Annotated in this window: 11 protein-coding genes; 2 read left to right on the forward strand and 9 right to left on the reverse strand. The window is 64.6% G+C overall.

What is annotated here, in order from left to right:
• Nucleotides 1-28: 28 nt before the first annotated feature.
• The 9 genes from P0Y43_RS06095 to P0Y43_RS06135 all read right to left on the reverse strand — a co-directional run bounded on the left by P0Y43_RS06095 (nt 29) and on the right by P0Y43_RS06135 (nt 11,776).
• Nucleotides 29-997: a peptide ABC transporter ATP-binding protein gene (locus P0Y43_RS06095; protein ID WP_275636395.1), complete on the reverse strand. Its 969-nt coding sequence runs from the start codon at nt 995-997 to the stop codon at nt 29-31.
• Nucleotides 997-1,965 (reverse strand): ABC transporter ATP-binding protein, encoded by a 969-nt coding sequence (locus tag P0Y43_RS06100; RefSeq protein ID WP_275636396.1) that lies wholly within the window; start codon nt 1,963-1,965, stop codon nt 997-999. The genes P0Y43_RS06095 and P0Y43_RS06100 overlap by 1 nt, the downstream gene beginning before the upstream one ends.
• A gap of 10 nt (nt 1,966-1,975) precedes the next feature.
• Nucleotides 1,976-2,902: an ABC transporter permease subunit gene (locus P0Y43_RS06105; RefSeq protein ID WP_275636397.1), complete on the reverse strand. Its 927-nt coding sequence runs from the start codon at nt 2,900-2,902 to the stop codon at nt 1,976-1,978.
• A gap of 11 nt (nt 2,903-2,913) precedes the next feature.
• Complete coding sequence (locus tag P0Y43_RS06110; RefSeq protein ID WP_275636398.1) at nt 2,914-3,924, reverse strand: ABC transporter permease subunit; 1,011 nt, start codon at nt 3,922-3,924, stop codon at nt 2,914-2,916.
• Between the two features lie 83 nt (nt 3,925-4,007).
• Nucleotides 4,008-5,603 carry an ABC transporter substrate-binding protein gene (locus P0Y43_RS06115; protein ID WP_275636399.1) on the reverse strand — a complete coding sequence of 532 codons (1,596 nt, stop codon included), beginning with the start codon at nt 5,601-5,603 and terminating at the stop codon, nt 4,008-4,010.
• 69 nt (nt 5,604-5,672) lie between these two features.
• Nucleotides 5,673-7,052 carry an OprD family porin gene (locus P0Y43_RS06120; protein ID WP_275636400.1) on the reverse strand — a complete coding sequence of 460 codons (1,380 nt, stop codon included), beginning with the start codon at nt 7,050-7,052 and terminating at the stop codon, nt 5,673-5,675.
• A 162-nt stretch (nt 7,053-7,214) separates the two neighbouring features.
• Complete coding sequence (locus P0Y43_RS06125; protein ID WP_275636401.1) at nt 7,215-8,807, reverse strand: ABC transporter substrate-binding protein; 1,593 nt, start codon at nt 8,805-8,807, stop codon at nt 7,215-7,217.
• Nucleotides 8,808-9,017: 210 nt separating this feature from the next.
• Nucleotides 9,018-10,643 (reverse strand): ABC transporter substrate-binding protein, encoded by a 1,626-nt coding sequence (locus P0Y43_RS06130; RefSeq protein WP_275636402.1) that lies wholly within the window; start codon nt 10,641-10,643, stop codon nt 9,018-9,020.
• Nucleotides 10,644-11,059: 416 nt separating this feature from the next.
• Entirely contained in the window at nt 11,060-11,776 is a 717-nt protein-coding gene (locus P0Y43_RS06135) for an SIMPL domain-containing protein (protein ID WP_275636403.1), read from the reverse strand.
• Between the two features lie 198 nt (nt 11,777-11,974).
• Here P0Y43_RS06135 and P0Y43_RS06140 point away from each other — a divergent pair, with 198 nt between their 5' ends.
• Together P0Y43_RS06140 and P0Y43_RS06145 are read left to right on the forward strand one after the other, a co-directional pair.
• A complete protein-coding gene (locus P0Y43_RS06140; RefSeq protein WP_275636404.1) occupies nt 11,975-13,234 on the forward strand; it encodes an ATP-binding protein in 1,260 nt (419 codons plus the stop codon).
• Nucleotides 13,231-13,791 (forward strand): response regulator transcription factor, encoded by a 561-nt coding sequence (locus P0Y43_RS06145; protein WP_275636405.1) that lies wholly within the window; start codon nt 13,231-13,233, stop codon nt 13,789-13,791. Before P0Y43_RS06140 ends, P0Y43_RS06145 begins: the two co-directional genes overlap by 4 nt.
• The last annotated feature ends 34 nt before the right edge of the window (nt 13,792-13,825 follow it).

Here is a 13,825-nt window from a genome sequence, read left to right on the forward strand (position 1 = left end):
TTCAACCCGGTAGGCGCGCCAGGCCAGATTAGAGGAACTGCTCGGCGTAATGGCAGGCCACCTGCCGTGTCCCCACCTGGCGCAGCGCCGGGATCTCCTTGCCACAGCGCTCGGTGGCATATGGGCAGCGCTTGTGGAAGGCGCAGCCGTCCGGCGGGTTCAGCGGGTTGGGCAGCTCACCGGCGATGCGGATCTTCGGCTTCAGCGGGTCCGGGTGGATCGCTGGCGTCGCCGACAGCAGCGCCTGGGTGTACGGGTGCAGGGGCTTCTCGTAGATATCCTCCTTCGGCCCCATCTCCGCCGGACGCCCGAGGTACATCACCAGCACCTGGTCGGCCACGTGGCGCACCACCGCCAGGTTGTGGGAGATGAACACGTAGGCGGTGTTGAACTCCTTCTGCAGGTCCATGAACAGGTTCAGCACCTGGGCCTGGATCGACACGTCGAGCGCCGAGGTTGGCTCGTCGGCCACCAGCACCTTCGGTTGCAGCATCATCGCCCGCGCCAGGGCGATACGCTGGCGCTGGCCGCCGGAGAACATGTGCGGGTAACGCTGGTAGTGCTCCGGGCGCAGGCCGACCTGCTGCATCATCTTCTGCACTTTCTCGCGGCGCTCGGCCTTGCTCAGCGAGGTGTTGATCAACAGCGGTTCGGCCAACTGGTCGCCGATCTTCTGCCGCGGGTTCAGCGAGGCATAGGGGCTCTGGAAGACCATTTGCACATCGCGGCGCAGTTGCTTGCGCTGGGCCTTGTCGGCGCCGTTGACCTCGAGGCCGGCGATCTGCAGCGAGCCGGAGGATGGCTCTTCGATCAGTGTCAGGGCGCGGGCCAGGGTCGACTTGCCGCAGCCGGACTCGCCAACCACGGCCAGGGTCTTGCCGGCCTCCAGCTCGAACGACACGCCATTGAGCGCGCGTACCAGTGCATGGCCCTTGAACAGGCCGCGGGAGACTTCGTAGTGACGGGTCAGTTCATGGGCGGACAGAACGACAGTCATCACGCCACCTCCTGGTTCAACGGGTAGAAGCAACGCACCAGGCTGTGGGCCTGGGGATCGAGGGTCGGGCGCTGGCGGCGGCAGTTGTCATGCACATAGGGGCAGCGCGGTGACAGCAGGCAGCCCTGCGGGCGGTCGTAGCGGCCGGGAACGATGCCGGGCAGGGTCGCCAGGCGCTCGGCGCCGACGCTGTGCTCGGGGATCGCCGCCAGCAGCGCTTCGCTGTACGGGTGGGCGGGGACGTCGAACAGCTCCGGCACCTGGCCCACTTCCACGGCCTGGCCGGCATACATCACGCACACGCGCTTGGCGGTCTCGGCGACCACGGCCAGGTCGTGGGTGATCAGGATGAGCGCCATGTTGCGCTCTTTCTGCAGGTTGACCAGCAGCTCCATGATCTGTGCCTGAATGGTCACGTCCAGTGCGGTGGTCGGCTCGTCGGCGATCAGCAGCTTGGGTTCGCCGGCGATGGCCATGGCAATCGCCACGCGCTGGCTCATGCCGCCGGAGAGTTGGTGCGGGTAGGCGTCCAGGCGGCTTTCGGCGGCCGGGATCTCGACCTTCTTGAGCAGTTCCAGCGCCCGCTGGCGCGCGGCCTTGCCTTTCAGGCCCAGGTGCTGGCGCAGCACTTCCTCGATCTGGTAGCCGACGGTGTAGCTGGGGTTGAGCGCGGTCATCGGGTCCTGGAAGACCATGGCGATGTCCTTGCCCACCACCTTGCGGCGCTGGCGGCCGCTGAGCTTGAGCATGTCGGTGCCAGCGAAGGTCAGGGTATCGGCGGTGATGCGCCCGGGGGCGTCGATCAGGCCCATCAGGGCCATCATGGTCACCGACTTGCCGGAGCCGGACTCGCCGACGATGGCGAGGATCTCGCCGGCTTCCACCGACAGGTCGAGGCCGTCCACCACGGGCACGGCATTGGCGTCGCCGAAGCGCACGTTCAGGTTGTTGATCTGCAACAGTGACATGGCGTTCTCCTCAGGCGGCGTTCTTGAGTTTCGGGTCCAGCGCATCGCGCAGCCCGTCGCCCATCAGGTTGATCGCCAGCACACTGAGCAGGATGGTCAGGCCGGGCAGGCTCACCACCCACCAGGCGCGTTCGATGTAGTCGCGGGCCGAGGCCAGCATGGTGCCCCATTCCGGCGTCGGCGGTTGCACGCCCAGGCCCAGGAAGCCCAGGGCGGCGGCGTCGAGGATCGCCGAGGAGAAGCTCAGGGTAGCCTGCACGATCAGTGGCGCCATGCAGTTGGGCAGCACGGTGACGAACATCAGCCGTGGCAGGCTGGCGCCGGCCAGGCGTGCGGCGGTCACGTAGTCGCGGTTCAGCTCGCCCATCACTGCGGCGCGGGTCAGGCGCACGTAGGACGGCAGCGACACCACGGCGATGGCGATCACCGTGTTGATCAGGCCTGGGCCGAGGATTGCGACGATGGCCACGGCCAGCAGCAGCGAGGGCAGGGCCAGCATCACGTCCATCAGGCGCATGATCGACGGGCCCAGCAGGCGCGGGAAGAAGCCGGCGAGCAGGCCCAGGAGGATGCCTGGGATCAGCGAGATCACCACCGACGACAGGCCGATCAGCAGCGACAGGCGTGCGCCCTGGATCAAGCGCGAGAGCAGGTCGCGGCCCAGCTCGTCGGTGCCGAGGATGAACTGCCAGGTGCCGCCTTCGAGCCAGACCGGCGGGGTCAGCAGGAAGTCACGGTACTGCTCGCTGGGGTTGTGCGGTGTGACCCAAGGCGCGAACAGCGCGCAGAACACGACCAGGCACATGAAGGCCAGGCCGGCCACCGCGCCCTTGTTGCGCGAGAAGGCGTGCCAGAATTCCTTGTACGGGGAGGGGTAGAGCAGGCTCTGGTCGGCCGTCGGGGCCTGGGGCACAGAGTTGGAAACGGGGCTTGTCATGGCGAAAGACCTCAGCGCTGATGACGGATGCGTGGGTTGGCCAGGCCGTAGAGGATGTCCACCACGAAGTTGACCAGGATCACCAGGCAGGCGATCAACAGGATGCCGTTCTGGACCACGGGGTAGTCACGGGCGCCGATGGCTTCGATCAGCCACTTGCCGATGCCCGGCCAGGAGAAGATGGTCTCGGTGAGCACGGCGCCCGCCAGCAGGGTGCCGACCTGCAGGCCGAACACCGTCAGCACCGGGATCAGCGCGTTGCGCAGGCCGTGCACGAACACCACGCGGGCTGGCGACAGGCCTTTGGCGCGGGCGGTGCGGATGTAGTCTTCGCGCAGCACTTCGAGCATCGACGAACGGGTCATGCGGGCGATCACCGCCAGCGGGATGGTGCCGAGCACGATGGCCGGTAGGATCAGGTGCATCAGGAAGTCCTTGAAGGCGCCTTCCTCGTCGCTGAGCAGGGTGTCGATGAAGCGGAAACCGGTGACGGGCTCGATGTCGTAGAGCGGGTCGAGCGGCCCGGACACCGGGGTCCAGCCCAGCCCCACCGAGAAGAACATGATCAGGATCAGGCCCCACCAGAAGATCGGCATGGAATAGCCGGCCAGTGAAATGCCCATCACCCCATGGTCGAACAACGACCCTCGCTTGAGCGCGGCGATCACGCCGGCCAGCAAGCCCACCACGCCGGCGAACAGCAGCGCGGCGAGGGACAGCTCCAGGGTTGCCGGGAACAAGGTGAGGAACTCCTTCCACACGCTTTCGCGGCTGCGCAGGGATTCGCCCAGGTCGCCTTGGGCGAGCTTGCCAATGTAGTCCAGGTACTGGACGGGCAGGGGTTTGTTGAGACCGAGGCGTTCCATGGCCTGGGCGTGCATCTCGGGGTCGACCCTGCGCTCGCCCATCATCACTTCGACCGGGTCACCGGGAATCAGGCGTATGAGCGCGAAGGTCAGCAGGGTGATACCGAAGAAGGTCGGTATCAGCAGGCCCAGGCGCCGGGCAATAAAACTCAACATCGTTAGGGGTACCTCATCGGCCGGTCACGGCAGTGCCGCGGCCCTGGGCGGGTAGCCCTCGGGCGCGCGGTCGTTGTTTTTCTCTACTTCACCTGGGTAGTGGCGAAGTTGTTATTGGTCAGAGGGTTGATCTGGTAACCCTCCACGTTGCTGCGCATGGCCGCGAACAGCTTGGGGTGTGCCAGGCTGATCCACGGTTTGTCCGCATCGTACACCGCCAGCGCCTCGCTATAGAGTTTGGCGCGTTGGTCGTTGTCGCTGTTGGCCCGGGCCTGGTTGATCAGGTCCTGGAACTTTTGATTGCACCAGCGAGCATAGTTCTCGCCGGTTTTCGCCGCATCGCAGCTGAGCATCGGGGTGAGGAAGTTGTCCGGGTCGCCGTTGTCGCCGGCCCAGCCCGCCGAGACCATGTCGGCCTCGCCGTTCTTGGCGCGGCGCAGCATCTCGGCCCACTCCATCACGCGGATGTCGAGCTTGAGGCCGACCTTGGCCAGGTCCTGTTGCAGCAGTTCGGCGGACATGCGCGGGTTGGGGTTGGTCTGGCCGCCGCCGTTGCGGGTGAACAGGGTGAGGCTGGTGCCTTCCGGCACGCCGGCTTCCTTGAGCAGGGCGCGGGCCTTGTCGAGGTCGTGCGGTGGGTTACGGTTCTCGGTGTTGAAACCGATCATGCTCGGCGGGTAGGGGTTGACGCCGACCAGCGCATTGCCCTTGCCGAACAGCTGGTCGACGTGGGTCTGGCGGTCGAAGGCGATGTCGATCGCCTGGCGCACGCGCACGTCGCTGAGGTACTTGTGCTGGGTGTTCATGGCGATGTAGCTGGTGACCAGGGCTTCCATCTCGACGATCTTCAGCTTCGGGTCGGCCTTGATCGACGGCACGTCGTCAGGCTTGGGGTACAGGGCCACCTGACATTCGTTGGCGCGCAGCTTCTGCAGGCGCACGTTGTTGTCCGGGGTGATGACGAAGATCAGCGCGTCGCTCGGCGGCTGGCCACGGAAGTAGCTCGGGTTGGGCTTGAAGCGAACCTGGGCGTCCTTGCTGTAGCGCTGGAAGACGAACGGGCCGGTGCCGATCGGCTTGCTGTTGAGGTCGGCGGTCTTGCCGGCCTTGAGCAACTGGTCAGCGTACTCGGCGGAGTAGATCGAGGTGAAGGCCATGGCCAGGTCACGCAGGAACGGCGCCTCGGGGCGGGTGAGGGTGATCACCACGGTGTGGTCGTCGGTCTTTTCCACCGACTTGAGCAGGTCCTGGAAGGCCATGCTCTCGAAATAGGGGTAGCCGACGCTGCTCTTGTCGTGCCAGGGGTGGCTCTTGAGCAACTGGCGGTTCAGGCTCCAGAGCACGTCGTCGGCGTTGAAGTCGCGGCTCGGTTTGAAGTAGTCGGTGGTGTGGAACTTGACGCCTTCACGCAGGTGGAAGGTGTAGGTCAGGCCATCGGCGCTGATCTCCCAGCGTTCGGCCAGGGCCGGCTGGATGTCGGTGGTGCCGGGCTTGAAGTCGACCAGGCGGTTGAACACGGTCTCGGCCGAGGCGTCGGCGGTGACCGCCGTGGTGTACTGGACGATGTCGAAACCTTCCGGGCTGGCTTCGGTGCACACCACCAGCGGCTTGGCCGCGAGGTTGCTGGCGGCGCCGAGGATGACCGCTGCCAGGGCAGCGCGTAGCGGTAGCGATTTCATGGAACCTCCCTGCGAATGATTCCAGCGTAGCCGCCATGGCCCGCGCGAGGCGGGCCATGGCGTCAGCGGTCAGAGGATGTTGAACGGAATGGTGGTGACGATACGCAGCTCGTCCAGGCTGCCGTCGGCCTGGGCCTTGCTGGCGCGGTGCGCGGTGTAGGTGGCGCGGATGGTGGTGTCTTTCAGCGCGCCGCTCTGCACGGCGTAGCTGGTGCCGATGCCCCACTCGTAATGGGTTTCGCCGTCCATGCCGCGCACGTTGTAGGCGTTGCCACGGTAGTGGGTGCCGTCGATGCCCCAGCCGCGCGCGTTGTAGAGGTTGAACTTCAGGCCCGGCACGCCGTATTGCGCCATGTTCAGCACGTAGGCGATCTGCAGGGATTTCTCGTTCGGGCCGTTGAAGTCCGACAGCAGCGAGTTGGCCAGGTAGATGCCGTTGGTTTCGTGCAGGTAGTCGAAGTATTCGTTGCCGTTGACCTGCTGCCAGGAGGCGGTCAGCGTGTGCGCCTGGTGGGTCAGGCCGAACGACAGGCTGTAGGTGTCGTTGTCGATCTCGCCCATCTTCTTGCTGCCGGCGTCCACGGTCTTGTAGTAGTTCAGACCGGTGGTCAGGCTCAGCACCGCGCTGTCGCCCAGCACGTGGTTGGCGCCGAAGTAGTACTGGTTCCAGAAGTCGTCGACCTTGGTGGCGTACAGGCTGGTGGTCAGGCTCTTGAACGGCTGGTAGTTGACGCCAGCGGTGCTGGCACGGTCGGTTTCGACGTCCGTGGCGCTGTACTCGCTGCGGAACTTGCTCAGGCTCTGCTCGGTACGCGGCGAGACGCGGTCGAAGGTGCCGATGTCGAACGACAGGTTGTCGAATTCGGCGCTGTGCAGGGCCACGCCCTGGAAGCTCGACGGCAGGGCACGGTTGCCGATGTAGGCGATCATCGGCGTGTCCAGCGACTGACGGCCGACGGTCAGGGTGGTGTTGGAGATGCGCGCCTTGACGTTGGCCAGGCCTACCTTGCTCCACTGGCCGATGGGGTCGCCATCGCTGTGGGTCAGGGTGCGGTTGTTCGGGCCGGCGACGGCGGCGCGGCCACGCTCCAGGGCGATGGCGTTGTAGGCGGCGACTTCGGTGGCGAAGCCGACGGTGCCCTGGGTGAAGCCCGAGCTGTAGTTGAGGATGGTGCCCTGTACCCAGTTGTCGCGACTGTGGGTCTCGTGGCGGGTGCCATCGCTCTTGTAGTACTTGAACAGCGGCGCACGGGTGGCGCGCTCGCGGGCGTACCAGTTGCGGGTGGTGCCCGACAGGCTCTGGCCGTCGAAGAAGCCGCTGGCCTCGGCCTGCTCGCTGCTCGACTTGAGGCTGAGCGGGAAGAAGTCCTGGCTGACCGGTTCGGCGTTGGCCAGGGTGGAGAAGGCGCTGATAGACAAGGCCAGCGCGGTGATTTTGGATCGTCTCAAGATTGAAGCTCCCTTACGGTTTTTCTAGTTATCACCCGGCTTCGTGGGCCGGGCTTTCGGCGGTTACACGGTGTTGCAAACGTTTGCCTGGGGTGTGCCAGGCAAATCCGGGCTGCACGCGGGCGCAGGCGTGGGTTGCACGCCCGGCCCCGCGAGGCAGGGTCAATCGATACTGACGCCGGCGAAGTCGTTGCGTCCGAAGGGGCTGACCTTGAAGTCGTTGACCTTGGCACTGATCGGCTGGTTGACCGTGGAGTGGGCCACGGGGGTGATCGGCACCTGCTGCTTGAGGCGTTGCTGGGCCTGCTGGTAGAGGGCGGTGCGCTGGTCGCGGTCGGAGACCTGCTTGGCTTTCTTCACCAGCGCGTCGTACTGGCTGTCGCACCAACGGGCGTAGTTGTTGCTGCCGATGGCGTCGCAGCCGAACAGGGTGCCGAGCCAGTTGTCCGGGTCACCGTTGTCGCCGGTCCAGCCGATCAGGGCGATGTCGTGCTCGCCGTTCTTCATGCGCTTGAGGTATTCGCCCCATTCGTAGCTGACGATACGCACCTTCAGGCCGACCTTGCCCCAGTCGGACTGGAGCATCTCGGCCATCAGCTTGGCGTTGGGGTTGTAGGGGCGCTGAACCGGCATGGCCCACAGGGTGACCTCGGTGCCCTCCTTGACCCCTGCGGCGCGCAGCAGTTCGCGGGCCTTGTCCGGGTCGTAGGCGGCGTCCTTGAGGGTGGTGTCGTAGGACCACTGGGTGGGCGGCATGGCATTGACCGCCGGTTGGCCGGCGTTCTGGTACACCGCCTGGACGATCGCCGCCTTGTTCACCGCCATGTCCAGGGCCTGGCGCACCGGCAGCTGGTCGAACGGCGCGCGCTGGTTGTTGTAGGCGATGTAGCCGAGGTTGTAGCCGGACTGCTGCAAGACCTTGAGCTTGCTGTCGGCCTGCAGTGTCGGCAGGTCGGCCGGCCGTGGGTTGAGCGTCACCTGGCATTCGTCACGGCGCAATTTCTGGATGCGCACCGACGGGTCGACGTTGATCGAGAACACCAGGTTGTCGAGCTTCACTTCCTCGGGTGCCCAGTAGTCCTTGTTGCCCTTGTAGCGGATCTGCGTGTCCTTCTGGTACCGGCTGAACACGAACGGGCCGGTGCCGATCGGCTTCAGGTTGATATCGCTGGGGGTGCCGGCCTTGAGCAGGTGCTCGGCGTATTCGGCGGAGAGGATCGAGGCGAAGCTCATGGCCAGGTTCTGGATGAAGGCGGCGTCGACCTGGTTGAGGGTGAACATCACGGTCAGTGGGCCGGTCTTGTCGATGCGCGCGATGTTCTTGTCCAGGCCCATGCTGACGAAGTACGGGAACTCGGTGGGGTAGGCCTGGCGGAACGGGTGGTTGCGGTCGAGCATGCGGTTGAAGGTGAACAGCACGTCGTCGGCATTGAATTCACGGGTGGGCTTGAAGCTTGGATTGGCGTGGAACTTCACGCCCGGACGCAGGAAAAAGGTGTAGCGCAGGCCGTCTTCGGACACCTGCCAGTCGCTGGCCAGGCTCGGCTGCACGGCGGTGCCGCCGCGTTCGAACTCCACCAGGCGGTTGTAGATCGGCTCGGCGGCGTCGTTGTCGGTGGCGGCCGTGAACTGGGCCGTGTCGAAGCCGGCCGGGCTGCCTTCGGAGCAGAACACCAGGTTCTTGGCCAGGCCCAGGGGCGTATGGGCGAGCAGGCCGAGGCCGAGCACGGCGGATAGCAGGGTCAGGTGGTGCATGGCTAGTCCTTTGTCCTTTCAAGGGGGGAAGCACGAATCGCGGCAACAGGGCGCCTGTCCTGACGATAGGTTCGCCAGGTGTCGGGTGACAGGTTCGAAAGGCTTCCGTTGCTGCGGGAAATTTCTGGCAATGAAGAGGGAAAACCCCTACAGCTTGCGCAAAGCATCATCACCCTGCCGACACGAGGCCGGGCAGGGTGATGGACGCCGTCATTTCTCTACGCTTACCCCATAGAAGGAGTTCAGGCCGAACGGGCTGATCTTGAAGTCCTTCACGGACGTGCTCATCGGCTGATACACGGTGGAGTGGGCGATGGGGGTCATCGGCACCTGCTCCTTGAGGATGTGCTGGGCCTGCTGGTACAGCTTGGTGCGCTCGGCCTGGTCGGAGGTGGCCTTGGCCTTCTTGATCAGGTCGTCGTAGGGCTTGTAGCACCATTTGGAGAAGTTGTTGCCCTCCAGGGCGTCGCAGCCGAACAGGGTGCCCAGCCAGTTGTCCGGGTCACCGTTGTCACCGCTCCAACCGATCAGCATGGCGCCGTTTTCACCACCCTTGGAGCGCTTGATGTACTCGCCCCACTCGTAGCTGATGATCTTCGCCTTGATGCCGACCTTGGCCCAGTCGGCCTGGAGCATCTCGGCCATCAGCTTGGCATTGGGGTTGTACGGGCGTTGCACCGGCATGGCCCACAGGTCGATCTCGGTGCCTTCCTTGACACCCGCTTCCTTGAGCAGGGCCTTGGCCTTCTCAGGGTCGAACGGCGCGTCCTTGATGCTGGTGTCGTAGGACCACTGGGTCGGGGGCATGGCGTTGACCGCCAGTTGGCCGGCACCCTGGTACACGGTCTCGATGATCTTCTTCTTGTCGACGGCCATGTCCAGTGCCTGGCGCACTTTCAGCTGGGCCATCGGGTTGGGCTCGTTGCTGCCCTTGATCTTGTCCATCACGTTGTAGGCGATGTAGCCGAGGTTGAAGCCGGCCTGATCAGGCATCTGCAACTTCGGGTCGGCCTTGAGCGGCTGGATGTCGGCCGGGCGTGGGAACAGGGTGACCTGGCACTCGTTCTTCTTGAGCTTCTGCATGCGCACGGAGGCGTCGGTGGCGATGGCGAAGATCAGGTTGTCGATCTTCACGTCCTCGGGCTTCCAGTAGTCCTTGTTGCCCTTGAAGCGGATCTGCGCGTCCTTCTGGTACTTGTTGAACACGAACGGGCCGGTGCCGATCGGCTTCTGGTTGATGTCGGCGGCCTTGCCCTGCTTGAGCAACTGGTCGGCGTATTCGGCGGACTGGATCGAGGCGAAGCTCATGGCCAGGTTCTGGATGAACGCGGCGTCGACTTCGTTGAGGGTGAAGCGCACGGTGTGCTCGTCGACCTTCTCGACCTTGGCGATGTTCTTGTCCATGCCCATGTCGGTGAAGTACGGGAATTCGGTGGGGTACGCCTTGCGGAACGGCATGTCCTTGTCGAGCATGCGGGTGAAGGTGAACAGCACGTCGTCGGCGTTGAATTCGCGGGTCGGCTTGAAATAGTCGGTGGTGTGGAACTTGACACCTTCGCGCAGGTGGAAGGTGTAGGTCTTGCCGTCGTCGGCGACGTCCCATTTGGTCGCCAGGCCCGGGATCACGGCGGTGCCGCCGCGCTCGAACTGGGTCAGGCGGTTGAAGATCGTTTCGGCCGAAGCGTCGAAGTCGGTTCCCGTGGTGTATTGACCCGGGTCGAAGCCAGCTGGGCTGCCTTCTGAGCAGAACACCAGGTTGCTTGCGGCGAGGGCGGAAGGAGCGCCGGCGAGCAAGCCTGCGCCGACCAGGAACGGAATGACTGCGTGTTTGAGCATTGTGGCCTCATTGTTGTCATTTTTCGATTTGAGGTGGCCTCGTGAGCCGACCTGCGGATACTTATGCAGGGGGTGTACCCAATGCAACACTCAGAGGGATGGTCAGCACCAAAATTGTGGTACGGACGTACATCTATGTCGCATTGTTGTAATTTTTTCCCAAGTTAAACGTTTGCGCGTGTCAATCGCCGATGTTTTACGCAATATTTCGGTGCATTGAATGCAAGTAGATGCACCGTATTGGTGCGTAGGAAGAATCCGAACGGAGTTCGGATTTTGTGGCGGGAAAGGGGGCGACCCTATCGAGAGGCAAGCCCTCTCCCATAGGTACACCATTGCGATCGAGGATTGCGAGGTGCCTGTGGGAGCGGGCTTGCCCCGCGAAAGGGCCGGCCCTGATACAACGTGGTTCGCGCTTACTGCATCTGCACTTCGATCAACCCGTCGGCATTCATGCTGACTTCGCTGGTGCCGGCCTCGATGTCCGGCGACGGTGCGGCTTCATCGGCACCCATGGCCTTCATCGCCATTGGCGCGTTGCGCATGTACGGGCGCGGGTAGCCGCTGCTGTTGAGGTTCAGGTTGACCACCTTGTAGCCCTTGCCGCCGAGGGCTTCGGTGGCCAGTTGGGCGCGTGCCTTGAAGGCGTTGACCGCGTCCTTGAGCAGCTCGTCCTCGCTGGCTTTGCGGGTCGCCGGGGCGATGGAGAAGTCCATGCCGCCCATCTTCAGGTCTTGCAGCAACTCGCCGGTGAGCTTGGACAACGCCGGGAAGTCGGCGCTTTCCAGGCGCAGTTCGGCGCGCTCGCGCCAGCCGGTGATCTTCTGGCCCTTGGTGTCGTAGATCGGATAGCTGTTGCGGCTGCCTTGGCTGATCTTCACTTCCTTGACTTCACGCGCCTGCTGCACGGCCTTGTTCATGGCCTCGGTGATCTGCTTGGCCAGCTTGCCCGGGTCGGTGTTCTGGGCTTCGCTGTACAGGGTGACCACCATCAGGTCGCGCGCCACTTCCTTGCTGACTTCGGCGCGCAGCGACACCTGGTTGTAGCGTGGCTCGTCGGCGGCCAGCGCCGGCAGGCTGGCGAACAGGCCGCAAGAAAGGACCAGGGCGGCGCTGCGACGGGAAATTTGCATGTATGACTCCTTCAATGAAAAAGCGTGGAGAGGACGTCCATTCCACGCATGGCCCATGAGACCGGAAACAGTGTAGTGGGTTCAACAATGCCATCATGAAGCTGTGACAACTGTGGCGCTTTGCCGCATCGCTGCAGCGCGGTGCCTGGCTTGGGTATACTCCAGGCGATTTTTCCGAAGCATTGACCGGGAGAGCGCATGCTCGCCGCCGCACATCCGTTGTCCGCCACCCGCCAGAACCTGTGGCGTCTGACCGTCATCCGCATCTTGGTCCTGGCCGCCCAGGCCGGCTCCGTCGCCGTGGCCTACTGGACCGAACTGCTGCCACTGCCCTGGCTGTCGCTGGCCGCCACCCTGGCGCTGTCGTCATTGTTGTGTGCCTTCACGGCGCTGCGCCTGCGCCTGTCGCTGCCGGTCACCGAGCTCGAGTACGCGTTCCAGCTGGCCTGCGACCTGCTGATCCACAGCGCCTTGCTGTACTACTCGGGCGGTTCGACCAACCCGTTCGTATCCTATTACCTGGTGCCGCTGGCGATCGCCGCGGTGACCCTGCCGTGGCTCTATTCGCTGGTGTTGTCGGGCATCGCCCTGGTGGCCTACAGCCTGCTGCTGGTGCAGTTCTACCCGCTGGAAACGCTGCCGATGGCGCGTGACAAGATGCAGGTCTACGGCATGTGGCTGAGCATCGCCCTGGCCGCGGCGGTGATCACCTTCTTCGCCGCGCGCATGGCCGAGGAACTGCGCCGTCAGGAGCAACTGCGCGCCGAGCGCCGGGAAGACAGCCTGCGCGACGAGCAACTGCTGGCCGTGGCCACCCAGGCCGCCGGCGCCGCCCACGAGCTGGGCACGCCGCTGGCGACCATGAGCGTATTGCTCAACGAGATGCGCCAGGACCACGCCGACCCGCAGTTGCAGGAGGACCTTCAGGTGCTGCAGGACCAGGTCAAGTTGTGCAAGCAGACCTTGCAGCAACTGGTGCGCGCCGCCGAGGCCAACCGGCGCATGAGCGTGCAGGAGCAGGAAGTCACCGCCTGGCTCGACGAGGCCCTGAACCGCTGGCACCTGATGCGCCCTGAGGCCAGCTATCGCTTCCAGCGCCTGCGCGACGGCGACGTGCCGCGCCTGACCCCGCCACCGGACCTCACCCAGGCCCTGCTCAACCTGCTGAACAACGCGGCCGACGCTTGCCCGGACGACCTCGAGGTGCGCCTGGACTGGGACGCCCACGACATTCTGATCAGCATCCGCGACCACGGTCCCGGCGTGCCGGTGGCCATCGCCGAGGCGATCGGCAAACCCTTCTTTACCACCAAGGGCAAGGGCTTCGGCCTGGGCCTGTTCCTGAGCAAGGCCAGCGTGACCCGTGCGGGCGGCTCGGTGAAACTCTATAGTCATGAGCAGGGCGGCACCTTGACCGAGCTGCGCCTGCCCCATGGCACGCGAGGAGATGAACGATGAGCGAAGACATCCAGGTCGAAGGCGAAGAACTGCCGCACCTGTTGCTGGTGGACGACGACTCCACCTTCACCCGCGTCATGGCGCGCGCCATGAGCCGTCGCGGCTTTCGCGTGAGCACGGCGTCGAGCGCCGAGGAAGGCTTGATCCTGGCCCAGCAGGACTTGCCCGACTACGCCACGCTGGACCTGAAGATGGACGGCGACTCGGGCCTGGTGCTGCTGCCCAAGTTGCTGGAGCTGGACCCGGAGATGCGGGTGTTGATCCTGACCGGCTATTCGAGCATCGCCACGGCGGTGGAGGCGATCAAGCGTGGGGCCTGCAACTACCTGTGCAAGCCGGCTGACGCCGATGATGTGCTGGCCGCGTTGCTGTCCGAGCACGCCGACCTCGACACGCTGGTGCCGGAGAACCCGATGTCGGTGGACCGCCTGCAGTGGGAGCACATCCAGCGGGTGCTGAACGAACACGAAGGCAACATTTCCGCTACCGCGCGGGCGCTGGGGATGCACCGGCGGACCCTGCAGCGCAAGTTGCAAAAGCGACCAGTGCGGCGTTGAGGGTACGGTAGGGGCCGCAGAGCGGCCCCCGCTC

It is taken from the genome of Pseudomonas entomophila (assembly GCF_029193575.1).
Classification (GTDB): domain Bacteria; phylum Pseudomonadota; class Gammaproteobacteria; order Pseudomonadales; family Pseudomonadaceae; genus Aquipseudomonas; species Aquipseudomonas entomophila_G.

Excerpts from the sequence above, each read along its gene's own strand:
- P0Y43_RS06130 (WP_275636402.1), bottom strand. The coding sequence starts at position 10,643 with ATGCTCAAACACGCAGTCATTCCGTTCCTGGTCGGCGCAGGCTTGCTC.
- P0Y43_RS06115 (WP_275636399.1), bottom strand. The coding sequence starts at position 5,603 with ATGAAATCGCTACCGCTACGCGCTGCCCTGGCAGCGGTCATCCTCGGC.
- P0Y43_RS06145 (WP_275636405.1), top strand. The coding sequence starts at position 13,231 with ATGAGCGAAGACATCCAGGTCGAAGGCGAAGAACTGCCGCACCTGTTG.
- P0Y43_RS06135 (WP_275636403.1), bottom strand. The coding sequence starts at position 11,776 with ATGCAAATTTCCCGTCGCAGCGCCGCCCTGGTCCTTTCTTGCGGCCTG.
- P0Y43_RS06105 (WP_275636397.1), bottom strand. The coding sequence starts at position 2,902 with ATGACAAGCCCCGTTTCCAACTCTGTGCCCCAGGCCCCGACGGCCGAC.
- P0Y43_RS06140 (WP_275636404.1), top strand. The coding sequence starts at position 11,975 with ATGCTCGCCGCCGCACATCCGTTGTCCGCCACCCGCCAGAACCTGTGG.
- P0Y43_RS06110 (WP_275636398.1), bottom strand. The coding sequence starts at position 3,924 with ATGTTGAGTTTTATTGCCCGGCGCCTGGGCCTGCTGATACCGACCTTC.
- P0Y43_RS06095 (WP_275636395.1), bottom strand. The coding sequence starts at position 997 with ATGACTGTCGTTCTGTCCGCCCATGAACTGACCCGTCACTACGAAGTC.
- P0Y43_RS06125 (WP_275636401.1), bottom strand. The coding sequence starts at position 8,807 with ATGCACCACCTGACCCTGCTATCCGCCGTGCTCGGCCTCGGCCTGCTC.
- P0Y43_RS06100 (WP_275636396.1), bottom strand. The coding sequence starts at position 1,965 with ATGTCACTGTTGCAGATCAACAACCTGAACGTGCGCTTCGGCGACGCC.